Origin of the sequence: Oceanobacillus piezotolerans, assembly GCF_003665065.1 — a bacterium.
GTDB lineage: Bacteria > Bacillota > Bacilli > Bacillales > Amphibacillaceae > Oceanobacillus > Oceanobacillus piezotolerans.
In genome coordinates, this window is sequence record NZ_RCHR01000003.1 from 246,976 (window position 1) to 270,697 (window position 23,722).

Sequence of the window (23,722 nt, forward strand, 5' to 3'; positions counted from 1 at the left end):
TCATACTTAATCCTTATCTTATCAAAAAAGCAAGTAATTAAAAAGCAAAAATAATTAAAAGCTTCTCTTCCAGCTAGTGCAAGGAAGAGAAGCTCTTAACAGGCGTTAAAGGGAGGTTAGTGTAACTGGTTATGTTGCTTTAACTGGTTTTCTAATTGCTGTAATTGTTGTTTTTCTTCAGAAGTTGCATTTGTATATGCAGCTTGAATAGCGGATTGCGCTGCTTGTTTATCCTGTTCACTAGCATTTCCACTCATCATATTCGTTACAGCATTCATCGCTTGTTGTAATAAGTTATTTTGCAACTAAAACCCTCCTAATGACTGTTCGTTGTTTGGATTCTTCTCTGCTTCTGCTTCAGCTAACGTAGAACGGTATGGAAAACGCTCTGCATGTTTTTTGACTGAGTCAGCCCCTTGCTGAGTAAAACGTTTGGATTTACTTCCTTTACCCATGCTTGATTCCTCCCTGAGAATCATTATGGAATTACATGTTCGGTACAAGTAATTGTTCAAGAAGTAAAAAGAAAAGTGAACGCTCATGTAGCGCTCACTAATATTATGGTTCATTTACTTTTCTGTAATCGTGGAAAGAATAGGCAGTTGTTACAATTGATTTATCGCAGGTTAACTGACTGTAAAACTCCCATTAAGCGAAGTTTTACTTTATTTTTAAATAATTTTCAAGGAATATGCCAATCCCATCCTTTTCATTTGTGTCTGTAATGTGCTTTGCAATGTTTTTCAATTCAATTATTGCATTACCCATTGCAACACCGACACCAGCATATTCAATCATTTCAAGGTCGTTGTCTTCATCGCCGAATGCGATAATTCTATCTTTTGGTATTCCGAAATATTTAGCAATTTTTTGCAAGCCGACTGCTTTATTCATTCCTTTTTTTACGATCTCTATAATATTCCATGGTGCTCCCCATTTACGATGCTCAATAAGTTCGGCATGGTATTCTGTTAGGTGATTCCGTAACTGAAAGATATGATCTTCTCTCGGATGTATAAGTAACGAAGTAGGATCTTCTTTTAGCTCATTTGTCAGATTACCGATGGTAAAGGGAGTATCCTCTTCTGTTTGCTGAAAAATTTCAATGATTTTCTCATCATATTCGTCCAGATAAACATCATCCATGACCTCAGCAAGAATATTATAAACATCTAGATCATAGCAGGTTTCGATAATCTTGTGTGCAGTACGAATTGGCAGAGGATTATGTAATACATCCCACTTTTTATCTGTCGGATGGTGAATTAATGCACCGTTAAAGTTGACCATTGGTGTTGTCAACCCAAGCTCATGATAATAATTAATGCTTGCCCGATGAGGTCTGCCTGTCGCAATAACAACAATATGTCCTTCATTTATTGCTCTTAATACTACCTGTTTCGTATGATTGCTAATTACTTTTTTGTCAGTCAATAATGTTCCATCTAAATCCAATGCTATTAAGTGTTGGTTCTTCATTTTATTCACCTCATATGCATCTAGTTTAAAGGGCTTTACATGATAAGTAAAGTAATTATATAGTGAGCAGGCACTATAAAACCTCACATAAAAACAGCTGAAAATCCATCATTTTCTTTGTGCTCACTGTTTGAAGTTTCTTTTTAGGTAATATATTTGCAAGATTGTCAAAGAAAGCTTTAAAATAAAGGTAATGAAAATATTTGGGAGAGATTAAAATAATGATTGCAGTTATTAATGAAGATATAAATGGTATACCTAGCTTAGTTGTTGTTGAAAGCGATAAAGAAAAGCAGCCACTGCCTGTTATTGTTTATTTCCATGGTATTACAAGTGCAAAGGAGCATAATTTAGATACTGCATTTTTATTAGCACAGAAAGGCTTTCGGGTCATTCTGCCTGATGCAATGCATCACGGGGAAAGAGAAAATGGAATATCTCCAGTAAAACGAACATTCGCTTTTTGGGATATGGTAATTCAAAATGTAAAAGAGTTGGAAACGATGAAGGATTATTTAGAGAATAAAGGATTGATTGACAAGGGAAGACTTGGAGTAGCAGGGACAAGTATGGGGGGGATTACCACTGCTGCAGCTTTAAGAAAATACCAATGGATTAAAGTTGCCGCAATTATGATGGGCTCTCCTAAACTAACGAAATTTACAGAAGAATTAGTGGAAAACTACAGAAATGCAACTCAGCTTCCAGTTACCGATGAGGAAATACAGCAATTATATGAGCGAGTTAAAGAATATGACCTGTCCCGAGAAATAGAGCAATTAAATCAGAGACCACTACTCTTATGGCATGGAGAAGAAGATAACGTTGTACCATTTAACCATTCTTTGAGCTTTTATGAAGAGGCACGGGAACTATACAATGATAGTGACCGTATCCGTCATATCAGAGAGGCAAACCGGGATCATAAGGTTAGCCGTCCAGCTAAATTAGAACTTGTGGAATGGTTCAGGCGTTATTTATAAGCCTTTAGAGTTAGGATTTACTTGAATTTCAATGTAGATATGTTTAAATAGAAGAAAGAATAAAAAGGGAGGTTACGAGGATGGATGAAGCGTTAAAAGAGAATTTAATGGGTGCACTGGAAAACGTTATCGACCCTGAGTTAGGTATTGATATTGTTAATCTAGGCTTAGTATATGATGTAGATTTAGATGAAGAAGGTATATGTGAAGTGAAAATGACGCTCACAGCAATGGGCTGTCCACTTTCCGCGCACATTGAACGTGATGTCCAATTTGCTTTATCAGATATACCAGAAGTGAAGGCGGTTAATGTTAACATTGTTTGGAACCCGCCGTGGAGCAAGGACAATATGTCACGATACGCAAAAATTGCTTTGGGAATTCCGGATTGATATAAGTAAAAAAGCAAGCGAGAAACCTCGCTTGCTTTTTTACATTAGAAATATGACGAGTAACCCAACTACTACACAATAGTAGGAGAAGTATTTTAAATTCCCCTTTGCCATAATATTCATAAACCACTTTAAGGCAAAGTAGGTAGCGATAAACGCTGTAATAAATGCAACGATATTAGGGATCAACAATGCTTGAAATGCCTCACTTGATACTAAATCTGGAATATCCAGTATTGCGGTACCAAGACTCACTGGAATGTACAATAGGAATGAAAAACGCAATGCGGTTTCTTGCTTCATTCCAACAAGCATAGAAGCAACTATGGTTGCACCAGAACGGCTGATACCAGGTGTTACAGCAACTGCTTGAGCGAGTCCAACAATAATGGCATCTTTCATGGATAAATCACCATCACTTTTTCTGCCGCGCAGATTACGGATTGCCCAAATGGCAGCCGCTGTAATTAATAGTGTATACCCAACAACTACTGGATCACTAAGAGCTTTACCAATAGCATCCCCAAATAGAACCCCAATCACTCCAACTGGAATAGTTCCAACAACTAGATAGACGATAAAAAGGAAATCATTTTTCTGAGATTCATCCTTTTTAAAAACATATAAATAGCTATTAGTAATTAATCGTGCGATGTCTTTACGGTATATAATAAAAATGGCTAATAAAGAAGCAAAGTTAACAAAAATCTCAAAGGACAAGCCTTCTGTTTCTATTCCAAGTAATTCACGGAAAAGGACAAGATGCCCGCTGGATGAAATGGGAATAGGTTCGGTAATACCTTGTACAAGTCCCAAAATTAAATATTCAATGGTTGTCCATAATTTTTCTATTGAATCCAATATAAAACTCTCCTTATACATTTCTATCAAGTCTACTGAGTATTGCTGAAACCACAGCCTCTGAGCTTTGTAATAATTTCCGGAGGACCGCTTCCATCCAAACTCCGCATTTGCTCTATGCGGTATTGATACTCCATAAGGGAAGAAAGCCCAGGGACGACTTCACTTTAACCTTGAGTACCCTGTCACTATGATAATTCACACCTTCTAGGCGCATGAATAGTCTAGAAGATGAGGAGGTTGATGTAATGAAAAAAGAGAATCAAATGTATGACTTGTGCAAGCAGCATGTACATTCTTATGTATTGGCAGAAACGGTTGATGGTAGCACTTTTGATGGAATCGTTACTGGCTTAGATGATGAATATGTATATTTCGCAGTTCCAGTAGAAGCTGGGCAACAGCACCACGAAACTTCCATGTCCGCTTCCCCAGATTATCAAAGATTTTATGGCTATCCGGGATATGGCTCCGGCTTTCCAGGGTATGGCTTCGGACGTCCGCCTAGAAGATTTAATCGTTTAGTTTTACCTTTAGCTGGATTGGTGGCTTTAAGTACATTAGCATGGTATTGATTAATCATACAACCTTGCCAAACTCCTGCGGCAAGGGTTTTACATCATCTTCATAGTTAATTAAACATAGAATAAAAATGAAACATCAGTGGGGTTTACCCACTGATGAAAGTGAAAAAACTTATTCACTTTTATCTTTTAATGCAAAATCACCTAATAAAATGGCCATCCCAGCTAGCAAAACAGCAAATATCAAAGCATCAGACATTACAAATGTTTCGCCACCCATACTTGTTAAAACATAATTAACAGCTGCGCCGATCAATACAGCCCAAACAATAGTCATTATGTATCTCATTGTTTCCACCTCGTTTTCGTTTAAAGTTTCCTTTGTTCCGTTAATGCTAATCTCCATAACTATTTTAACAAAGATGGAAAGAAAGGAAAAGCACAATATTCTTTTCTCGTGAACCCATAAGTAGATATTAGCAGGATTAATGTTTTGTGCTGTATTAAAGTTAAAAGGAGGAAGATGTATGGCTAACTTAGTTGTTAATTGTAATCATTGGATAGGATATCATATTGTAAATAAATTAATGGAAGAGGACTGCGTGGTAGAGGGGTTAGTGAATCCCGATATGGATGAGACATTGATTGATTTCTTTGGCCGAAATAGCAATTTTAAATTATATTATGACGTTTCGCAATTAGAATATGATTCCTGTATAATAATTGGGAAATATAAAGAAAGAAATCAAATTAGAGCAAAGAGGACTTTTTGGATTTTGCCAGAGCAAAATAATCGGATTTCTAAGGATATCCAAATCATACCGAATCTATTATTCGGAGAATGGATGCCTATGAATGAAGAAGGGTGTTATAATGGCGAGCAATTTATTCCTTTTGATTCAGAAGAGTTTACAAAGAATGCTATCGATATTAAAGAATTTGCGAAAGCATTACACGATTGGTTGAATACTTCCCAATTGCCGAATATGATAGCAATTCCTCGTGAGAAAAAGGGGGATATTGGTGGGGATTATATCAATCGTTTATTTCTTGAAAAGAATGTTAAAAAGAATAGGGTAGAGGAAGTACTTAAGCATTATAGACAGTATAAGTCTCTTTATCATCAATAATTGTTTTAAAATATAGTGAAGAGTTATAAAATAAAAATACAGGATGTTATATTTTCACAAAGCTTTAATCCTTTTAATGTTGAATTTTCTTGAAGTAGAAGATAGGAGTGCTCATTATTGAGTAAAGTATATATCACAGTTCTAGTTAGCACTGCTCTCCTTATATTGGCTAGTTGCAGTTATGGTGGAAACAATGATATTCAAAATGTTGGCATGCTGCTGGATGGTAGAGTTAATGACACAATATGGAATAAAAAGGGGTACGAAGGTTTAATTAAAATAGAAAATAAATATGACATAGATGTCTTTTATAAAGAGAATGTAGATACAGAAGAAGAGATCAGAAATGCAGTAGATGAATTCGCTGAGGACGGTGTTAACCTAGTTTTTGGCCATAGTAATATCTACGGCGATGCTTTTACAGATTTGTCCAAGTATTATCCCGATATTCATTTTGTTTATTTTAATGGTGAGATTACAAATGATAATGTAACTAGTTTAAACTTTAACGCCCATGCAATGGGGTTTTTTGGTGGAATGGTTGCAGGGAAAATGACGGAAACAAATGTGGTCGGAATTATAGGTTCGTTTCTATGGCAACCAGAAATTGAAGGCTTCTATGAGGGTGTGAAGTACATCAATCCACAGGCAACGTTAGAAATCGACTACCTGAAGAGCTGGAAGGATACAGAGATGGCAGAAAGCATCTATGAAAGAATGAAGAACGACGGTGCAGATGTTTTCTATCCTGCTGGAGATGCATTTAGTGAAAAAATCATTATGCAGGCAGAAGCAGATGGACTGTATGCGATTGGCTATATATCAGATCAGCGAGAGTTAGCCCCTGATACAGTTCTAACAAGTACCATACAAGATGTGGACAAGCTGTATGAACTAGCAGCGAAGTCCTTTAATAAAGGCAAGCTAAAAGGGGAAATAATGACCTTTGATTTTCAGGAGGAAGTTATTTCTATGGGAGAGTATCATGAGGATATCCCGGAGTATTTTAAGAGGGATATTAAAGAAGCAATAGAGAAATACAAAGAAACTGAACTATTGCCAAACGAGTATTAAAATCGAATAGGCTTGCTATTTAAAGGGTTTTATATTAAAATTAGTACCAAGTCATAATAATTGATAATAATAATTAATATATAGGGAGCGGTATGAATGAGCGTTGGTTTTTTAGGAACAGGACATTATGTTCCAGAAAAAATAGTTACCAATCATGATTTAGAGAAAATGGTTGACACCAATGACGAATGGATTCGCACACGAACAGGTATTGAAGAAAGACGAATTGCTGAGGATGATATAAACACGTCAGATATGGCGTACTTTGCAGCCAAGCAAGCATTAGAGGATGCTAATCTACAGCCAGAGGACATTGATTTGATACTTGTGGCAACGGTGACACCAGATACACCATTTCCTTCTGTTGCTTGCATGCTGCAAGAGCGGTTAGGAGCTACGAAAGCTGCTTCGATGGATATTAGTGCTGCCTGTGCTGGATTTATGTATGGGGTAGTTACTGGAAAGCAATTTATCGAAACGAATACGTATAAGCATGTACTAGTAGTTGGAGTAGAGAAATTATCCAAAATAACGGACTGGACAGATCGCGGTACTTGTGTGTTATTTGGCGATGGAGCTGGTGCTTGTGTACTTGGTCCTGTATCAGAAGGAAAAGGAATACTAGCCTTTGAATTAGGTTCAGACGGTACTGGCGGGAAGCATTTATATGAAGATGACCAAAATCATATTATCATGAACGGCCGTGAAGTATTTAAATTTGCGGTAAGAAAAATGCCTGAGGTTTCTGTGTCAGTTATTGAAAAAGCCGGTATTAATAAAGAAGATGTGGATTATTTAATTCCACACCAAGCGAATATTCGCATTATGGAAGCAGCAAGGGAAAGACTTGGTGTTCCTCAAGATAAAATGAATACATCCATTAAAAAATATGGCAATACTTCAGCGGCATCTATTCCAATTGCCTTATCTGAATCTGTAATAGATGGAAGCATTAAAGATAATGATGTTGTTGTATTAGTCGGATTCGGCGGCGGATTAACCTGGGGCGCAATTGCATTGCGATGGGGTAAATAATAGAGAGGAGGACGATTAAATGATGAATAGACGAGTAGTTGTTACTGGATTAGGTGCAGTAACACCAATTGGAAATGATGTACAAACAATGTGGAATCATTTATTAGAAGGAAAATCAGGAATTGATTTTGTAACAAAAGTAGATAAAGATTTGTATCCCGCAAAAGTGGCTGCAGAGGTGAAGGATTTCGATCCAACAGACTTTATGGATAAAAAAGATGCCCGCAAGATGGATCCATTTACACAATATGCGGTTGCGGCAGCTAAGATGGCTGTAGAAGACGCAAAGCTTACAATTGATGACAGCAATGCCCATAGTGTTGGTGTGTGGATTGGTTCTGGAATCGGAGGTATGCGCACATGGGAAGAACAGCATACGAAATTAATGGAAAAGGGACCTGGGCGTGTCAGTCCTTTCTTCGTGCCGATGATGATTCCCGATATGGCAGCAGGGCAAGTATCTATTCAACTTGGTGCGAAGGGAATTAACTCTTGTACCGTAACTGCTTGTGCTTCTGGTGCAAATTCCATTGGGGATGCCTATAAAGCAGTCAGTCGTGGAGATGTAGATTATATCATTACAGGGGGAACGGAAGCACCAATCTCTAATATGGCGTTTGCCGGTTTTTCTTCCGCTAAAGCACTCTCAACAATCAACGATCCAAAAGTGGCAAGTCGTCCATTTGATAAGAATCGTGATGGCTTTGTAATGGGAGAAGGTGCTGGGATTTTAATCCTAGAAGCGCTCGATACTGCATTAGAACGTGGCGCACATATATATGGTGAGATAGTTGGCTATGGTGCAACAGGAGATGCGTATCACATTACCGCTCCAGCTGAGAACGGAGAAGGAGCGGCACGTGCAATGCAGCATGCATTAAAGGATGCAGGCATTACACCAGAAGATATTGACTATATCAATGCTCATGGTACAAGTACAGCATTAAATGATAAGTACGAAACAGAAGCTATCAAAACAGTATTTGGTGATCATGCTCATAAGCTAGCCGTCTCTTCAACGAAATCAATGACTGGTCATATGCTTGGAGCTGCAGGTGGAGTGGAAGCACTAATCTCCATTCTATCCATTTACCATAACCGGATTCCTGCAACAATCAATTATGAAACACCTGACCCAGATTGTGACCTGGATTATGTACCTAATGAAGCGAGAGAACAAGAAGTAAATGCTGTATTAAGTAACTCTCTTGGCTTCGGCGGTCATAATGTAAGTTTAATTTTTAAAAAATATAATGGATAAATATAAGAACTGACTAGTTAATTAGTCAGTTCTTTTTTTAACTTTCTTATCAACATTAGGGTAACTAAGACATTCGCCCAAAGGCTTAGCCAATGCCAGGTTTTCTAACATTTGTTTCATTTATTCTTTTGGACAAGCATAAAAATATAGTAAACGACACCGGACAAGCAGGTGATTTTGTTGGGGTATATATTTTTATTTTTGGTTGGTTTTGGAGTATCTGTAGTTGGTGGAGTAAGCCTTATTGCTTATATAAACTTTTTACCAGCAGGACTGGAATGGTCTGATTACTTTATATTTATCCGAAGTCGTGCGGAATGTTATTTTCTGCCGATAGGGCTTTTGTTAATGGCTTTTGTGTTAAATCGTTTTCCAAACAACCCATAATCGTGCATTATAAGAATATTTTTCTAAATCATGGTCATAATGTATGTTAAGAAAAGTTGTTCAGCTGAACGGATTTGAATGATTATGATGAAGATGAAAAGTATTAGAAAATGGTTAGAAGTTTTTAAAAAGCGGGGGTTGTTTATGTTATATTTGCATGATGTTTGGGTAAATTGGTTTGAAGGCGAAGAAAATGGGTATAATGTGTGTTATTTTCACGAGTGGCGCAAAGAAGATGGAATTGAGTTATTGGATCAGGTGCCGCTTTTGTACATAACAAAAGGCTTATATCAATATATTGAGAATGATATGCATGATTTACCTAAAGAACTCCTTGATGCTATATACAAACGCGCTTATATACGAAAAGGCCATGAACGATCAGTTGTTGATTTTGCAGGTATTGTGACGGATGGGGATGATATCATTGCCTTTGATACAATTGGGTATCAGATCCCAATGCGTAAAAGCAGGCTTATTCCAAGACAAGAGCAACTTGTTTATGACATGATTAAAAAGACAAAACCTCAATCCTTTGGTTTCGAGGAGAGGAATTTCCAGAAAGAATATCATATGCTGTCTATGGCTCCAGAACTTGTATTTGGGTTAACACGGAGAGAGCGGCAATTAAAGCAATTATTAATGATAGCGTTAGATCAGCTTCACACTTCAAATAACTTAGAAGAATTACGCTATTGGTTAACTGAATGGGATCCTAAGCAATATCCTTTCATTCGATATATGGATGAGGAAAAAGTATGGCAAACACTTTACGACGGTATAAAAGATGGGTGGAGCCCAGAACAAGAAGAGTTATGTGGAAAATTAATTAAAGGACAGCCATTTCTAGAAAAAATGTGGCAAGTCGAAAATGGAGAAGAACAAAATACATCTAGTCAAAAGTAAGAAAAAGGCATCCTTTCCGGGATGCCTTTTAGCGTATATACTATTTTTTCTTTTTAACCCTTCCAAGCCCCATTGCTTTTTTAGCTTTTGCCAATGTTTTATTTGCTGTTAAGGCTGCCTTCTCTGCACCAGTATCAAGAATATCATTCAATTGATCAGACTCTAAAAGCTCAGCGTATTTTTCTTGAATCGGCTGAAGGACACCAATAACAGCATTAGCTACACCTTGTTTAAAATCTCCATAGCCTTTGCCTTCATATTTAGCTTCAAGCGCTTCAATAGATTCGCCTGTACAGCTAGAATAGATGGTAAGTAAGTTAGAGACACCTGGTTTGTTTTCCTTGTCATATTTAACAATGCCATCAGAATCAGTTACCGCACTCTTTATTTTCTTTTCTATTTTCTTCGGATCATCCAGCATTGAGATAAATCCCTTTTCATTTTCATCTGATTTACTCATTTTCTTTGTTGGGTCCTGTAAAGACATAATACGGGCTCCAACCTTAGGGATGCGAATTTCTGGTATTGTAAAGATATCATTGAAACGGTTATTAAAGCGCTCTGCCAAATCTCTCGTTAACTCCAGATGTTGTTTCTGGTCGTCTCCAACAGGAACAACATTCGTTTGGTAAAGTAAGATATCAGCTGCCATTAAAGCTGGGTAGGTTAAAAGAGCTGTCGAAACTGCTTCTTTTCCTTTTGATTTATCCTTATATTGAGTCATTCTTTCTAATTCCCCAACATATCCAATTGATTGCAGCATCCAACCAAGCTGAGTATGAGCAGGTACTTCCGACTGTATAAATAATGTTGCTTTTTCAGGATTAATTCCCGATGCTAAATATAGTGCAGCTAAAGATTTGATATTCTGTCTTAGTTTTAAACGGTCTTGTGGAACGGTGATTGCATGCTCATCCACAATACAGAAGTAACAATCATAGTCATCTTGAAGCTCAACAAATTGCTTAATTGCTCCTAAATAGTTACCTAATGTTAATGTTCCACTTGGCTGAATCCCTGAAAAAATCGTTTCCATCTTATCCACTCCATTTCGTTTTTAGCCATCAAAAAAAGCCCATTTATCCCTCAAAGAAGGGACGAATGAACCGCGGTGCCACCCTTATTATCTTAATGTTTAAGATCGCTTTATCTCATAATTAGCTCCAAAGTCCAATTCCAATTTACCTTGATGCTTGTTTCCACCAGCCACAAGCTCTCTAAAAATCAGCGGGCAATTGTACTACGCCTTATTCATTGCTAACAAATATTGATTTTTTATTATTATATATATTCTTAAGGTGAAATGCAAGAAGGAGGGTCTGTAAAAGCCTTTCATCTATATTATGCTAAGTAGTATTATCTGTTTTCTTCTTTAGTATAAATAAAGTAGCACGTTAAATTTCGATTAAGCCCGTATAGTGTAGAAAGATTCTTATCGAAGTAATGAAGCCTTGATGGAGGCTGCGGAGCGCCGGAAAGGTCACTCATGAGAGCGGTGAAGGACCGAATGAGGCTGCGGAGCGTCGGAAAGGTCACTCATGGGGGTGATGAAGGCCCGATTAAGGTTGAGGGGCACCGGAAAGGTCACTCATGGGAGTGATGAAGGCCCGATTGAGACTGCGAGGCGTCGGAAAGGTCACTCATGGGAGTGATGAAGGCTTAATTGAGGCAGAGGAGCGTCGAAAAGGTTACTCATCGGGGTGATGAAGGCCCGGTTAAGGTTGAGGGGCGCCGGAAAGGTCACTCATTGGGCTGATGAAGGCCCGATTAAGGTTGAGGGGCACCGTAAAGGTCACTCATGTGAGTGATGAAGGCCCGATTAAGGTTGAGGGGCGCCGTAAAGGTCACTCATTGGGCTGATGAAGGCCCAATTGAGGGTGAGGAGCGTCGAAAAGGTCACTCATGTGAGTGATGAAGGCCCAATTGAGGGTGAGGAGCGTCGAAAAGGTCACTCATGGGAGTGATAAAGAGCCAATCGAAGTCGCATTCGTTAAAATGTATCTAATTTGAGAAATGAAGTCCTGAATAAGGTAGCCGAAACACTAGAAAGAACACTCATTAAAGTTACTTTGCTTAAATTTGTAGACTAACTAAAGAGTTTACTTTTCTTTATTGAAAAAGCTCTATTGAAAAAACAATTAATAAAGTACAAAGTCTTTCATCGAAAGGATGAAAGACTTTGAAGAATCTATTTTTCCTTATAGTAAGTCCATTGACGCACTCCGACAGTTTCAAAATGATTTGACAAGATTCTTCTTATTGACTTTTTTGATACCATCTCTTTGCACCATTCGTAAATGATATTAGTCGAGATTTTTTCATTCGGAAATAGAACCTGAAATTCTCTAATAGAACTTAATACAGCGTTAGACTTTGGTTCTTGATATTCACAATTGTGACATATACATTTTTGCTTTATAACAAGCATAGAAAATGATTGACATTGTGGGCAAATAATTCCTTTTCGTAACCGATCATAATCGTAAGTGGGGATTTGTGTATAGGGCGAATCATTTTTGTGTAAGGAGAATAATTGAGCAGCAAGCTCCATATGCCTTTCAGTTAACTTGGATGGTTTGCTATTAAGATTGTTTAAGTAAGCTTTTATTTGGTTTGGAAATATGATTGGTGCATTTAAGGGAGCTTGATATAGGTTGAAGTTAGGATGGATGAAAACTAAAAAGGAGTTTATTTGGAGGCTATATCCGAGGCTCGTAAGCAATTGTCGAAGTAGAGATTCGGTTCTAGTGAGTTGGGTAAATGGATTTACAACTTCATATTTCGGCTTCTTATAAAATCGGTCAGCTTCGTAATAGAAATCACCTTCATAGTTCTTCACTTCATAAAAATAGATCTTTCCTTGGATTATCAATAAAGAATCAATTTGGAAGCTAGTATTATTCACTTCTAGTAATAGATCATTTAAAATCAAGCAATCACAGTCGAGTCTTTCGGTTAAAAGGTCAAAAATCACTTCTCCTTCATACCCCTTTTTAAGATTAAAATAGTGTTGCTTATTTTTATTAGATAAATCCATTCGGTAGTTTAATATCTCTAGTGTATTTAATTCGCTGGATTTACTTCTTGATTTATAAAGTATGGTCACCACATCCTTTAGTAGAGTAAATTCAAATCTATTATATTTGGAATACTTGTATCAATCAAACAGAAAGTTATCGAAATTGTTTAGGGAAGTTTGTAATACAGGGTTGTTCATAACTAACTATTCTACTGACACGGAAGGGAGAAATAAGAAATGAAAATATATGCATGTGGCTTCAGTGGAACATGCTAAAAGCTCATGTACCGATAGTAGAAGCCAAAGTATCTAGTCCTTCATTAGAATGAATAATTACCCATTCATCTATCAGCTTTTTTCCTTTATACTAAAGAAAAAAAGTAAGGATTGATACATAATGGGGAAGAAACAACTTGGTACAACTATAATATTGGCAACCCTTCTTATTATTGGGCTGGCTCTCTTTATTCAAGCAGATGAGTTATTCGAAGTTCAGGATCATTCTCAACGGGAGACCAAAATAGAAAAGATAGAACCTAATCAAAGTGAAGCTCGCTTTTTAGGAAAATCAGAATATCACTTTGAGTACCCTGATGCGGTTCGTGGAATTTATGTAACTGGTAATGCAGCAGGTACGAGTAAGTTTGATACACTGGTTGATTTTGTGGACTCAACAGCTTTAAATGCGATGGTTATCGATGTTAAAGATGATTTTGGGAATCTGACATTTATGCCAGAACAAGGTTCTGATTTTGAAGAAGTTGGGACGAACATGATTCAGGATCCTGATGAAATGATGAAAACGTTAGAAGAAAAACAAATTTACCCAATAGCTAGAGTTGTTGTTTTCAAAGATTCAGAGCTAGCTAAACGCCATCCAGAGTATTCCTTTACAGAAGATGGAGAAGTTTGGGTGAATAATAGGGGAGAAGCATTTGTTAATCCTTTTGTAAAAGAAGTGTGGGAATACAATGTCGAAATAGCTAAAATGGCTGCAGAGATGGGTTTTCAGGAAATACAGTTTGATTATGTCCGGTTCCCGGAAGGATTTGAAACGAAGGACGAGATTTTTGAATATACGATGGGGGACTACCAAGATCTGGAGATGAATAATGTGAAGAAGAGAGTAGAAGCAGTATCGGATTTTGTCGCTTATGCAAAAGAAGAATTAAAGGATTATAACGTAGATGTATCTGTGGATATTTTTGGTTATGCTGCTACAATAGAAGAAACTCCAGGTATTGGTCAGAATTTCTCACGCATCTCCGAAAATGTTGATATCATTTCTTCCATGGTTTATCCGAGCCACTGGTCAAATGGCTATTTTGGGATTGAAATGCCTGATAAAGAGCCTTACCGACTCATCTCGGAATATGCAAAGGTGGAAAATGAAGTGCTGGGAGCCTTAGAAAGCCCGCCGGTTTCCAGACCTTGGCTGCAAGATTTCGAAGCTCCTTGGATTTATGATGGACCAGCAACAGAATATGATAAAGAAGAAATAGAAGCACAAATCAAAGCATTATATGATAATGGCATTTATGAATTCCTATTATGGAATGCAGGAAGTAATTATAGTAAGAACGTGGATTACCTGTTTGGTTTAAGTAAGTAATACAGTATTTTAGATTATTTAAAGCAGATCTCGAGAAAATATGAGATCTGCTTTTTTAAATGTCTTTAATCACAGTAAATGTAAAATAATGGTGAAAAACACTCTGATAGCCGGCTTTAAAAAAGTTATTAATATGGGTATCCTAAGAAAGTAGGATGTATTTTTAATGTAATTAAAGTAAATAAAGTACAAACATAAAGGAGAAAATCATGAATTGGTATGATAAGTTAAAGGAATATTTCCCCATTGAAGAAATGAAATCAAAAAGGCATATGGAATTGCTGTTGCAGGAAAAAGGGGATGTATATCATAAAGATGACAGCCCGCAACATGTTCTTATGTTCGCAGAGTTTGACACATTTATATTTATTGATTATATCTGGGTTTCTTCAAAAACAAGAGGGCAGGGAATTGGTCATCAATTAATAGAGAAGCTTAAGAAAAAGGGGAAACCGATCATTTTAGAAGTGGAACCTGTAGATTATGAAGATACAGATACTGAAAAAAGATTACGGTTCTACAGTAGAGAGGGCTTTGTTCATGCTAGGTCTATTGGATATAATCGACGTTCATTAGCAACTAATCAAGAAACGCCAATGGAGATTTTGTATTGGTCACCAACAAATGAGTCTGAAGAAGTCATTTATGAACAAATGAGAAAAATGTATGAAGTTATTCATACTTATAAAGATGAAGAAATTTACGGGAAGTCTTATCAGCCTGCTGAAGAAGTTCTTACGTACGATGAAAATAGAAAATCAGCAAATATCCTAGATAATAACCTTTAAACAAAACAAGAACGGAAAGCCTCGTATGATGCTTGGGGCTTTCCGTTCTTATTTTATAAAATATTTTGATTTATCAGCTTGCGAAGTTCTGGTAAATGAATATTTCTTTTTTCATTTAAAATGGTTTAATTGATAAAAATTAGGGGTATGTTACATAGTAAATGAAACGTTTTTGTGAACGTTGAAAAATTCCACTTTTATTTCTTGGATATCCTCTACCTATTACTTGACATTTATAGTATACTGGTACATATGGGTTATTTAAAGTTATTTTAATTTAAGAATAGAGAGGTTTAAGACGTTCTCAAAAGAAAAACTTATACTTATAGAATGAGGAGTGAAGTTACATGGTAACACTTTATACCTCACCAAGTTGTACATCTTGCAGAAAAGCTAAGGCATGGCTAGAAAAACATAACATCGCTTACAAAGAACGTAATATCTTTTCTGAACCGTTGACGCTTGATGAAATAAAGGAAATTTTACGGATGACGGAAGATGGAACAGACGAGATTATATCCACACGATCTAAAGTTTTTCAAAGCTTGGATGTTAATATTGAACAGCTGCCAATGAAAGACCTATTCACTTTGATACAAAAGAATCCTGGGCTATTAAGAAGGCCGATTATTCTTGATGAGAAGCGTTTACAGGTTGGATATAATGAAGATGAAATTAGAAGGTTCTTGCCAAGAACAGTTCGAACGTTCCAGCTGCGAGAAGCACAAAGAATGGTTAATTAATTTAAATAAAACGCATATATATGTAACAATAAAACGCAGAATGTGGTGTTCTGCGTTTTTGTTTTAGTGAAGAAGAGTATTATAGTGTTTACGAAGAATAATCCCGTGACAAAAGCAGGCTTTTCGTTTAGAATTATGTATTAACTATTCAAATCAGATAGTTATTGAAACTAAGCAAAAAATGGGAGAAAAATTTATATTTGTATAGGCATATTAATTTCCAACATGCCAGACACTAACATACAATAGTAGTAATCAAAAGATGAATAGTTAGTAACATATTAGTTAATCTTTAATGATAATTCTTCATTGAATATAAATAACGGTGAAGTTATCTCTTCCACCTAACTGTTTAAACTTTATAAAATATGTAAATAAAAGGGTAAACATTTACTATGAAGAAGGGAGAGAAAGGGAATGGAAATAGAGAGAATCAATGAAAACACGGTTAAGTTTTATATTTCATATTTGGATATCGAGGATTTGGGGTTTGAAAGAGAAGAAATATGGTATGACCGTGAACGCAGTGAACAATTGTTTTGGCAAATGATGGATGAAGTAAACTATAAAGAGGACTTTAATGTTGATGGTCCTTTATGGATTCAGGTACAGGCATTAGAGAAGGGGTTAGAAGTCATAGTAACAAAGGCAAAAGTTACTAAAAATGGAGAGATTCAAGGTCATGAGGATATAGGAGATCTATCATATGATGAGAAGATTGAGAACTTGTTGGAAGATAAATTTGGCAAGAATGTAAAGAGTTCCGATGAGATTGATATGGTAGAAGGCTCCATGTGGATTATAGCGGGATTCGATAATTTTGAAGATGTTATACAATTAAGCCACTATTTCCAAGATGACACAGACAGCGTGGAAGAAACACTGTACTATTATAATAATAAGTATTACTTATTTATGGAGTTTTCACCGGACTTGCTTGACGATCATCTTCAGGAAGATCTTATCAGTCAAGTATTGGAGTTTGGCGATGATACGGATATGACTATTCATCTTCTTGAGGAATATGGAAAGAAAATCTTTGAATATCATGCATTTTCTAACATAAAATCACATTTTCCAGCACAATTATAGGCATGCCAATTATTGCGTGCCTATATTTTTTTATGGAATAAAAAGGATAAAGGGGGTTTTTGTCGAATGGAGTAGTTGGAGGTGATGATGTATGTTACAAGCGAAGATGAAAAATGGACAACTTATTACGCTCATTCATTTATCTAAAAAAGAAGTAGAAGAAATTAAATCAAGAGGAGAGGAATTCTATTGTCCAGAATGTAGTCAGCCTGTTCTGGTGAAATCGGGAATCAAAGTTATTTCCCATTTTGCTCACTTCGCGGAAAAAAACTGTTCTCTCGCTGAGAATGGAGAAGGTGCGTATCACGAGAGTGGGAAGATACAATTATACAACTGGTTAAAGAAGCAACGATACGAAGTTCAGCTAGAAGCATTTATTCCAAGTATTGTTCAGCGTCCTGATATACTATTAACCCTTTATGATAAGAAGATTGCCATTGAATACCAGTGTGCACAGGTGCCAATTGAGATTATTCAAAATCGGAATAGAGGTTACCTGAATGCTGGAATTATTCCAATATGGATTCTAGGTGCGAATAAATTTATAAGAATATCACAGAATAGATTTAAGTTAACTCCTTTTCTTACCCAATTTTTACATCAATTTTCCTCTTCGTATCCTTTACTTTTACTTTATTTCTGTCCAATTACGTCTCAATTTGTTAAAATACAAAACATTATTCTTACCGGCAGTGGCCAAGCTTTTGGGTCACTATCTGTAAAGAAATTGTACCATAGCGCCTTTCCATCATTATTTTCTGTAGACAATTACCATGAAGCATTAACCTATCGATATTGGAAAAGAGAAAAGGAAGCCTTCCGCCAAAACGTAAGAGGCAAGCTTTATGGAGAGGAATTAGCTTGGCATAAATGGCTGTACGAAAGGGGTACCCATTATGAGTATCTACCTTCTAGTATTCATTTACCTGTTAAGGATCAGTATCGAATGAAACTGCCGCCGTGGAATTGGCAGAGCAGATTATTAATGGACATTCTTCACCCGCTCTCTAAAGGGCATGTTTTCTCCATTCATAAAGCAAAATACTCCTTGAAGAAATATTACTCCCCCTCTGTACACTTTCCTTTAATCCATTCGCATGGTGAACCAATCCTGCAATATCTTCATTTATTAGAGCGATTAGGCTATTTAACATCCATCTCGGATACTCATTTCAGGAAACAAATGATTTTTCCATTTTATACAAATGTGGAAGAAGCTGTTAAAGGAGACAGGCGATTACTTGAAGTACTAGAAAGCAAAATATGAGCATGTTTCGGGAATAATTCGTTATACTAAATGAATAAGGTATTTAAAGGATTCTTGAAATAAATCCCGAATATAGAAACAGTAAGAAAAAGGAGGAATTAATATGACAAATCAAACAAAAGAATTACCAAAACGTTCCGAAATTCCTGTTGAGAAAACGTGGAGACTAGAAGACATATTTACTTCAGATGAGGATTGGCAAGAAGAATACACAAAGCTTCAGAAGGATATTCCGGAAATCTCAAAATACCAGGGAAAGCTTTCTTCTTCTGCTGATACCTTATATGAATTATTAAGCCTGCAAGATAAACTTTCAGAACGATTAGGAAAGCTCTATACATACGCACACATGCGCAACGATCAAGATACGACAAATTCTTTTTATCAAGCAATGAATGCGCAAGCGGAAAACGTGCTGACGCTGGCTTCCAGTAAAATGAGTTATATTGTTCCTGAAATTTTAGCGATGGATGAAGGGAAAATAGAATCATTTTTAGAAGACAAAAAGGAACTGCAGTTATATAAGAAAACGCTAGATGAAATTACGCGTGCTCGCCCTCATGTTTTAAGTGAAAAAGAAGAGGCCTTGCTTGCAGAAGCCTCTGATCCATTATCAACGGCATCTCAAACCTTCAGCATGCTCAATAATGCCGACTTAACCTTCCCAAGCATTAAGGATGAAAATGGGGAAGAGGTGGACTTAACGCATGGGAGATATAGCAGATTTCTCGAATCAAAAGACAGACGAGTAAGAGAAGATGCGTTTAAGGCTATGTATAAAACATATGGAAGCTTTAAAAATACATTTGCTTCTACTTTAAGTGGGAATATAAAGACACATAATTTCTCCGCAAAGGTTCGAAACTATGAATCGGCAAGACAAGCGGCATTGGATAATAATAATATTCCAGAACAGGTTTATGATAATTTAGTTGAAGCAGTTAATAATAAGCTGCCTTTGCTGCACCGCTATACAGAGGTACGCAAGAAAGTTTTACAGCTAGATGAACTTCACATGTATGATTTATATACACCGCTTGTTAAAGATGTAGATATGAAGATAAGCTATGAGCAAGCAAAAGAATATGTACTAAAGGGATTAGAGCCACTTGGAGAAGATTATGCTAACATCCTTCAAGAATCATTTAATAATCGCTGGATTGATGTAGAAGAGAACAAAGGAAAACGAAGTGGTGCATATTCTTCCGGTGCATATGGAACCAATCCATATATCTTATTAAACTGGCAGGATAATGTAAACAATACATTTACACTCGCGCATGAACTTGGTCATTCTGTTCATAGTTACTATACAAGAAACAATCAACCATATCGTTATGGAAACTATTCTATATTTGTTGCAGAGGTCGCATCTACTTGTAACGAGGCACTACTCAATGATTACCTCATCAACCATTTAGAAGATGAAAAAGAAAAACTGTATATTTTAAATCATTTCCTCGAAGGATTCCGTGGTACGGTATTTCGTCAAACGATGTTTGCGGAATTTGAGCATGATATTCATGTCCGTGCCCAGAATGGGGAAGCACTAACTGCAGACAAGTTAACAGAAATATACTATGAGTTAAATAAGAAATATTATGGGGAAGCGGTTGTATCAGATGAAGAAATTGGTCTGGAGTGGGCTCGTATCCCACATTTTTATTACAATTACTATGTGTATCAATATGCGACAGGTTATTCTGCTGCTACTTCCTTAGCAAATCAAATTTTAACAGAAGGGGATACTGCGGTAGAACGATATCTGCAATTCTTGAAAGCAGGAAGCAGTGACTATCCAATTGAGGTATTGAAAAAGGCTGGGGTAGATATGACATCTAAACAGCCAGTTCTAGCAGCATTAGATGTATTTGAAGAGAAATTAACCGAAATGGAAAAGCTTTTATTAGGATAAACAGTAATGGCTGGCCAAATAAGGCCAGCCTTTGTTTTTCGACAAAATAAGACAAAATTTGAACTTTTTGTGAAAACATGAACATTGCCCTTGTTATTTTAATACGAAGCTGATAATATAAATTTGTAAGTTAATTACAAACAAAAACCCCTTTTGTTTGATCATGAAACTTTCTCCCATCCCCCTTTGTATTTTATACAAAGAACGGACTTAGGATATACGCTGCCCCGTATATCCTTTTTATTTTCTCTTAAATATTATTCCTGCAACAATTCAGGTTGATAGTAACATTCTAGAGTAGCACACCTGATCTTTAAGGAGTTACTAAAAGTAACCGTTATCATTGAACATTTTGTGAATATATGAACATCAACCTTGCCATTTTATTTGGAAGCTGATAATATAAGTTTGTAAGTTAATTACAAACAAAAACCCCTTTTGTTTGATCATGAAACTTTCTCCCATCCCCCTTTGTATTCTATACAAAGAACGGAAAAGGATATACGCTGCCCCGTATATCCTTTATTTTTTTGCCTAAAAAAGCCAGTGCTCCCAGGGAAGTAAAGTAAATTATTTGTTCTTTAGCGTATCCGCCTGCGATTTGTGTTTTGATTGGCAAAGGAATAGATCGTTAAATAAATAGAAATAAACAATAGTGGCAAGGTAAGATAAAGCGGAATTAATTGTAACAATCCCAGTATGTTTAAGAAAAAAGAAATGATTAACAAGATAAAAAATAAAAAAGGAATAAGCTGTTGCATCGACCACACTCCTAACGTCCAAGTATTACTAGGAGTGTATGAAGAAGAAGCTGTGTTTAGAATTGAACTTTTTGTGAATCCATGAACATTGTACTTGTCTTTTATAATAAAAACTGTTAATATTTGTTTGTAAGTTAATTACAAACAAAAACCCCTTTTGTTTGATCATGAAACTTTCTCCCATCCCCCTTTGTATTCGATACAAAGAACGGAAGAAAAAGGATATACGCTGCCCCGTATATCCTTTTTTAATGCTTATATTTCCAAAAGGTTCCGTACTTCGCATGAATTCGACTGACCTTCTGTTTGAATAGTAATTTTTTCATTTCCTTCTCTGTTTTAGAAGGGGTCCAATCATATACCACTGAGATTTCTTTACTTCCGACAATCCCATTATCCTTTATAAATGTCTCTAAGGGCGGCTTCTCTGATGGAATAGGACTCATTTGCAGAATTTCTTGTAAAATAAGTTCATATACTTCATAAGGGTAAAGACCAGTAATCTTAACTCCTTGCTCGTCATTTGATTGATTGAAAAAGACTAAAGTTGGAGTAGATTTAATATCCATTTCCCTAGTAAGTTTAACATCGCATTGAAATGCTTTCTTAGCTGTTTCAGAGTATAAATCTTCCGCAAATTCTTCTGTATCAATCTTGGCTTCTTCTGAAATTTGCATTAATACTTCCTCATCAGATATGTCTAATTTATGAAGAAAAAGTTTCTCCTGCGTTTTTCTTAAAAAAGCTTTACCTGCTTTTTTCCCCTGAATTTCTGCAGCTTTAATTGCGATGGACACGTTCCATGGATTGGCTATCGAATTTTCTAACCAGAAATCGCCATCACAACTCATACCTGTACGTCTTGCAACTCTTTCCCAATGTTCTCTTAATTTGATGTGCTTATTAGGATCGTTAGCATCCATCGCATTTAAAAAATTGCTAACTATGATTCGTACGGTGAAGAATCTTCCATACTCTACTGATAATTTCTTTAAAAAAGGTTCTAACGACCAGCATTCTGGGCAAAGAGGATCAATAAAAACGTACATTTCTACTGGTTTTGGACTTAACTCCTTCGATGTGTACGGTTCTGAACTGTTTGCTTTATCTGCATTCTTTAGCCCAAATTGATTCCAACTCACATCGAATTCTCCTTTCCTTTATTCAGGTGTATTCATCATATGGTTAGCTGTTAAGGTCAATTTTTCAAACATGATTGTACGATATGGCTCCTCCAAACCTGCTTCCTCAAGTGCTTCTTTCATACAGTGAAGCCAAGCGTCTCTTCTAGTAGGTGTAATGGGAAATGGTAAATGTCTTCTTCTCATCATTGGATGGCCTCGTTCCTCTTCATAGAGCCTTGGTCCGCCAAAAAATTGAGTTAAGAATAATGTTTGTTTCCTGGCCGTTTCGGTTAAATCAGTTGGGAAAATTGGTATTAAATCCGGGTGCTTTCCAACCCTTTTATAAAAGGCGTTAACAATTTGCTCTATTGTTTCAAAGCCACCAATGGCCTCGTAGATGGTTCCATGTTTATTTTCGATCATCATACTCTCCTTGCAGATTTTGTATATATTTTAGCAAGGAAAGGGAGAGAAGGGCAACCAATCTGATTTACTACAAAAATGAGCCATGACCTATTTTGCGGTTGTGGAGCTCTCCATGTGGGGCTAACACGTCGGTATGATTTATAAACCCACAGGGAGAAGTTCACTTTAGTAGAGAACGGTAAAATCTTTCAATTTTATTTGGTGTCTCTTTTCTTTCAATTTGAAAGGTATCCAGAATTTGTTGGAAAGTATAAATGCCATCATCTTTATTATTTGCTTCCAGCTCTAATTCATAATCTGATTCATTATTATATATACTATAGTCCAAAACAAGTAATGTCCCATGATAGGGGATTTCTCTTCGGATAGTCGTTAATTCTCCAAGGAAACGAAGTTCTTTTTCAACAATTCCCAGATTGGTTAATTGTTTGGAGATGGTTGCCTTTGGAACAAATTCATTATTTCTCCATTTGTAAGCTTCCTCTTTTGTTATTTGTTCATGGGTCTCTAGTAGACCTAACATATGAGGCTCCTTAAGTGTAAGGTAATAGTTGCCTTCTTTTTCACGAATCCTTAATGCACTACCTTTGGATTTTAAAGAGAAATCATCTGTCTCGAAATAGTAATTCGTTTGCTTGATTCCATCCATAGGGAAGGGCAACTGACTTAACAATAAGTCAAATTCTTTTTTAGTTAACAAGTTTTTAAATTCAATTTCTATCTCTTGTGTCATGTTCCAAACCTCCTTTACGGTAGTATTAGGAATGTATAGTAAAACATAGGGGATTACCCAATGTAAAGCAATGCCTGTCTTCTTGTTGAGAATAGTTAAAAAATTACCTAGTTAACTTCTCAACTATAAAACCATCCTATAAAGAAAGATGCGATTTTTTTTCAATTAATCCTTCTATTATTATTGATTATGGCCAATTCCTTATTATTA

Annotated in this window: 26 protein-coding genes and 1 other annotated feature; of the genes, 15 read left to right on the plus strand and 11 right to left on the minus strand. The window is 36.3% G+C overall.

Features of this window, described 5'->3' with window-relative positions; genetic code table 11:
* Positions 1 to 116: 116 nt before the first annotated feature.
* The 3 genes from D8M04_RS09255 to D8M04_RS09260 all read right to left on the minus strand — a co-directional run bounded on the left by D8M04_RS09255 (position 117) and on the right by D8M04_RS09260 (position 1,479).
* Positions 117 to 305: a DUF3813 family protein gene (locus D8M04_RS09255; protein ID WP_121522640.1), complete on the minus strand. Its 189-nt coding sequence runs from the start codon at positions 303 to 305 to the stop codon at positions 117 to 119.
* Positions 306 to 455 carry a hypothetical protein gene (locus D8M04_RS20175; protein WP_187695431.1) on the minus strand — a complete coding sequence of 50 codons (150 nt, stop codon included), beginning with the start codon at positions 453 to 455 and terminating at the stop codon, positions 306 to 308.
* 205 nt (positions 456 to 660) lie between these two features.
* Positions 661 to 1,479, minus strand: coding sequence for a Cof-type HAD-IIB family hydrolase (locus tag D8M04_RS09260; RefSeq protein ID WP_121522641.1), 819 nt, complete (start codon positions 1,477 to 1,479; stop codon positions 661 to 663).
* A gap of 221 nt (positions 1,480 to 1,700) precedes the next feature.
* Between D8M04_RS09260 and yjfP the strand changes: the two genes are divergently transcribed.
* Together yjfP and D8M04_RS09270 are read left to right on the plus strand one after the other, a co-directional pair.
* On the plus strand, positions 1,701 to 2,462 hold the full coding sequence (gene yjfP / locus D8M04_RS09265; RefSeq protein WP_121522642.1) for an esterase: 762 nt from the start codon (positions 1,701 to 1,703) through the stop codon (positions 2,460 to 2,462).
* A gap of 80 nt (positions 2,463 to 2,542) precedes the next feature.
* Positions 2,543 to 2,854 (plus strand): metal-sulfur cluster assembly factor, encoded by a 312-nt coding sequence (locus D8M04_RS09270; protein WP_121522643.1) that lies wholly within the window; start codon positions 2,543 to 2,545, stop codon positions 2,852 to 2,854.
* A gap of 39 nt (positions 2,855 to 2,893) precedes the next feature.
* On the opposite strand, the gene D8M04_RS09275 is transcribed toward D8M04_RS09270, so the two are convergent.
* Positions 2,894 to 3,706 (minus strand): undecaprenyl-diphosphate phosphatase, encoded by an 813-nt coding sequence (locus D8M04_RS09275; protein ID WP_121523114.1) that lies wholly within the window; start codon positions 3,704 to 3,706, stop codon positions 2,894 to 2,896.
* A 257-nt stretch (positions 3,707 to 3,963) separates the two neighbouring features.
* Here D8M04_RS09275 and D8M04_RS09280 point away from each other — a divergent pair, with 257 nt between their 5' ends.
* Entirely contained in the window at positions 3,964 to 4,290 is a 327-nt protein-coding gene (locus D8M04_RS09280) for a hypothetical protein (protein WP_121522644.1), read from the plus strand.
* A 121-nt stretch (positions 4,291 to 4,411) separates the two neighbouring features.
* On the opposite strand, the gene D8M04_RS09285 is transcribed toward D8M04_RS09280, so the two are convergent.
* Positions 4,412 to 4,588: a DUF2929 family protein gene (locus D8M04_RS09285; protein WP_187695432.1), complete on the minus strand. Its 177-nt coding sequence runs from the start codon at positions 4,586 to 4,588 to the stop codon at positions 4,412 to 4,414.
* A gap of 178 nt (positions 4,589 to 4,766) precedes the next feature.
* Here D8M04_RS09285 and D8M04_RS09290 point away from each other — a divergent pair, with 178 nt between their 5' ends.
* From D8M04_RS09290 to D8M04_RS09315, 6 genes are all read left to right on the plus strand, one after another.
* A complete protein-coding gene (locus tag D8M04_RS09290) occupies positions 4,767 to 5,369 on the plus strand; it encodes a hypothetical protein (protein ID WP_121522645.1) in 603 nt (200 codons plus the stop codon).
* A 117-nt stretch (positions 5,370 to 5,486) separates the two neighbouring features.
* Entirely contained in the window at positions 5,487 to 6,443 is a 957-nt protein-coding gene (locus D8M04_RS09295) for a BMP family ABC transporter substrate-binding protein (protein ID WP_246001170.1), read from the plus strand.
* Between the two features lie 96 nt (positions 6,444 to 6,539).
* Entirely contained in the window at positions 6,540 to 7,478 is a 939-nt protein-coding gene (locus D8M04_RS09300; RefSeq protein ID WP_121522646.1) for a beta-ketoacyl-ACP synthase III, read from the plus strand.
* Positions 7,479 to 7,497: 19 nt separating this feature from the next.
* Positions 7,498 to 8,739 carry a beta-ketoacyl-ACP synthase II gene (gene fabF / locus D8M04_RS09305; RefSeq protein WP_121522647.1) on the plus strand — a complete coding sequence of 414 codons (1,242 nt, stop codon included), beginning with the start codon at positions 7,498 to 7,500 and terminating at the stop codon, positions 8,737 to 8,739.
* Positions 8,740 to 8,910: 171 nt separating this feature from the next.
* On the plus strand, positions 8,911 to 9,126 hold the full coding sequence (locus D8M04_RS09310; RefSeq protein WP_425464015.1) for a YuzI family membrane protein: 216 nt from the start codon (positions 8,911 to 8,913) through the stop codon (positions 9,124 to 9,126).
* A gap of 144 nt (positions 9,127 to 9,270) precedes the next feature.
* Positions 9,271 to 10,032 (plus strand): YjbA family protein, encoded by a 762-nt coding sequence (locus D8M04_RS09315; protein WP_121522649.1) that lies wholly within the window; start codon positions 9,271 to 9,273, stop codon positions 10,030 to 10,032.
* Between the two features lie 40 nt (positions 10,033 to 10,072).
* Here D8M04_RS09315 and trpS read toward each other — a convergent pair whose 3' ends face one another.
* Together trpS and D8M04_RS09325 are read right to left on the minus strand one after the other, a co-directional pair.
* Positions 10,073 to 11,068, minus strand: coding sequence for a tryptophan--tRNA ligase (gene trpS / locus D8M04_RS09320; protein WP_121522650.1), 996 nt, complete (start codon positions 11,066 to 11,068; stop codon positions 10,073 to 10,075).
* Positions 11,069 to 11,122: 54 nt separating this feature from the next.
* Positions 11,123 to 11,296 (minus strand) — a binding site (T-box leader).
* A 924-nt stretch (positions 11,297 to 12,220) separates the two neighbouring features.
* A complete protein-coding gene (locus tag D8M04_RS09325; RefSeq protein WP_342772636.1) occupies positions 12,221 to 13,138 on the minus strand; it encodes a nuclease-related domain-containing protein in 918 nt (305 codons plus the stop codon).
* Between the two features lie 310 nt (positions 13,139 to 13,448).
* On the opposite strand from D8M04_RS09325, the gene D8M04_RS09330 reads away from it, so the two are divergent.
* The 6 genes from D8M04_RS09330 (at position 13,449) to pepF (ending at position 20,468) form a co-directional block, all read left to right on the plus strand.
* Positions 13,449 to 14,663 (plus strand): putative glycoside hydrolase, encoded by a 1,215-nt coding sequence (locus D8M04_RS09330; RefSeq protein WP_121522651.1) that lies wholly within the window; start codon positions 13,449 to 13,451, stop codon positions 14,661 to 14,663.
* A 209-nt stretch (positions 14,664 to 14,872) separates the two neighbouring features.
* Entirely contained in the window at positions 14,873 to 15,451 is a 579-nt protein-coding gene (locus D8M04_RS09335; protein WP_121522652.1) for a GNAT family N-acetyltransferase, read from the plus strand.
* 347 nt (positions 15,452 to 15,798) lie between these two features.
* Positions 15,799 to 16,194, plus strand: a complete 396-nt coding sequence (spxA, locus tag D8M04_RS09340) for a transcriptional regulator SpxA (protein ID WP_121522653.1) — start codon at positions 15,799 to 15,801, stop codon at positions 16,192 to 16,194.
* 417 nt (positions 16,195 to 16,611) lie between these two features.
* Positions 16,612 to 17,286, plus strand: coding sequence for an adaptor protein MecA (mecA, locus tag D8M04_RS09345; protein WP_121522654.1), 675 nt, complete (start codon positions 16,612 to 16,614; stop codon positions 17,284 to 17,286).
* Positions 17,287 to 17,377: 91 nt separating this feature from the next.
* Positions 17,378 to 18,553: a competence protein CoiA gene (locus D8M04_RS09350; RefSeq protein ID WP_121522655.1), complete on the plus strand. Its 1,176-nt coding sequence runs from the start codon at positions 17,378 to 17,380 to the stop codon at positions 18,551 to 18,553.
* A gap of 103 nt (positions 18,554 to 18,656) precedes the next feature.
* A complete protein-coding gene (pepF, locus tag D8M04_RS09355; protein WP_121522656.1) occupies positions 18,657 to 20,468 on the plus strand; it encodes an oligoendopeptidase F in 1,812 nt (603 codons plus the stop codon).
* A gap of 581 nt (positions 20,469 to 21,049) precedes the next feature.
* Here pepF and D8M04_RS09360 read toward each other — a convergent pair.
* The 4 genes from D8M04_RS09360 to D8M04_RS09375 all read right to left on the minus strand — a co-directional run bounded on the left by D8M04_RS09360 (position 21,050) and on the right by D8M04_RS09375 (position 23,512).
* Positions 21,050 to 21,229 carry a hypothetical protein gene (locus D8M04_RS09360; RefSeq protein WP_121522657.1) on the minus strand — a complete coding sequence of 60 codons (180 nt, stop codon included), beginning with the start codon at positions 21,227 to 21,229 and terminating at the stop codon, positions 21,050 to 21,052.
* A 248-nt stretch (positions 21,230 to 21,477) separates the two neighbouring features.
* On the minus strand, positions 21,478 to 22,371 hold the full coding sequence (locus D8M04_RS09365) for a ClpXP adapter SpxH family protein (protein WP_121522658.1): 894 nt from the start codon (positions 22,369 to 22,371) through the stop codon (positions 21,478 to 21,480).
* A gap of 18 nt (positions 22,372 to 22,389) precedes the next feature.
* Complete coding sequence (locus D8M04_RS09370) at positions 22,390 to 22,776, minus strand: globin domain-containing protein (RefSeq protein ID WP_121522659.1); 387 nt, start codon at positions 22,774 to 22,776, stop codon at positions 22,390 to 22,392.
* A gap of 163 nt (positions 22,777 to 22,939) precedes the next feature.
* Entirely contained in the window at positions 22,940 to 23,512 is a 573-nt protein-coding gene (locus D8M04_RS09375) for a CYTH domain-containing protein (protein WP_121522660.1), read from the minus strand.
* Between the last annotated feature and the right edge of the window lie 210 nt (positions 23,513 to 23,722).

Coding starts and splice junctions, on each gene's coding strand:
- D8M04_RS20175 (WP_187695431.1), bottom strand. CDS start 455: ATGGGTAAAGGAAGTAAATCCAAACGTTTTACTCAGCAAGGGGCTGAC.
- D8M04_RS09260 (WP_121522641.1), bottom strand. CDS start 1,479: ATGAAGAACCAACACTTAATAGCATTGGATTTAGATGGAACATTATTG.
- yjfP (WP_121522642.1), top strand. CDS start 1,701: ATGATTGCAGTTATTAATGAAGATATAAATGGTATACCTAGCTTAGTT.
- D8M04_RS09270 (WP_121522643.1), top strand. CDS start 2,543: ATGGATGAAGCGTTAAAAGAGAATTTAATGGGTGCACTGGAAAACGTT.
- D8M04_RS09280 (WP_121522644.1), top strand. CDS start 3,964: ATGAAAAAAGAGAATCAAATGTATGACTTGTGCAAGCAGCATGTACAT.
- D8M04_RS09285 (WP_187695432.1), bottom strand. CDS start 4,588: ATGAGATACATAATGACTATTGTTTGGGCTGTATTGATCGGCGCAGCT.
- D8M04_RS09290 (WP_121522645.1), top strand. CDS start 4,767: ATGGCTAACTTAGTTGTTAATTGTAATCATTGGATAGGATATCATATT.
- D8M04_RS09300 (WP_121522646.1), top strand. CDS start 6,540: ATGAGCGTTGGTTTTTTAGGAACAGGACATTATGTTCCAGAAAAAATA.
- fabF (WP_121522647.1), top strand. CDS start 7,498: ATGATGAATAGACGAGTAGTTGTTACTGGATTAGGTGCAGTAACACCA.
- D8M04_RS09315 (WP_121522649.1), top strand. CDS start 9,271: ATGTTATATTTGCATGATGTTTGGGTAAATTGGTTTGAAGGCGAAGAA.
- trpS (WP_121522650.1), bottom strand. CDS start 11,068: ATGGAAACGATTTTTTCAGGGATTCAGCCAAGTGGAACATTAACATTA.
- D8M04_RS09330 (WP_121522651.1), top strand. CDS start 13,449: ATGGGGAAGAAACAACTTGGTACAACTATAATATTGGCAACCCTTCTT.
- D8M04_RS09335 (WP_121522652.1), top strand. CDS start 14,873: ATGAATTGGTATGATAAGTTAAAGGAATATTTCCCCATTGAAGAAATG.
- spxA (WP_121522653.1), top strand. CDS start 15,799: ATGGTAACACTTTATACCTCACCAAGTTGTACATCTTGCAGAAAAGCT.
- mecA (WP_121522654.1), top strand. CDS start 16,612: ATGGAAATAGAGAGAATCAATGAAAACACGGTTAAGTTTTATATTTCA.
- D8M04_RS09350 (WP_121522655.1), top strand. CDS start 17,378: ATGTTACAAGCGAAGATGAAAAATGGACAACTTATTACGCTCATTCAT.
- pepF (WP_121522656.1), top strand. CDS start 18,657: ATGACAAATCAAACAAAAGAATTACCAAAACGTTCCGAAATTCCTGTT.
- D8M04_RS09360 (WP_121522657.1), bottom strand. CDS start 21,229: ATGCAACAGCTTATTCCTTTTTTATTTTTTATCTTGTTAATCATTTCT.
- D8M04_RS09370 (WP_121522659.1), bottom strand. CDS start 22,776: ATGATCGAAAATAAACATGGAACCATCTACGAGGCCATTGGTGGCTTT.
- D8M04_RS09375 (WP_121522660.1), bottom strand. CDS start 23,512: ATGACACAAGAGATAGAAATTGAATTTAAAAACTTGTTAACTAAAAAA.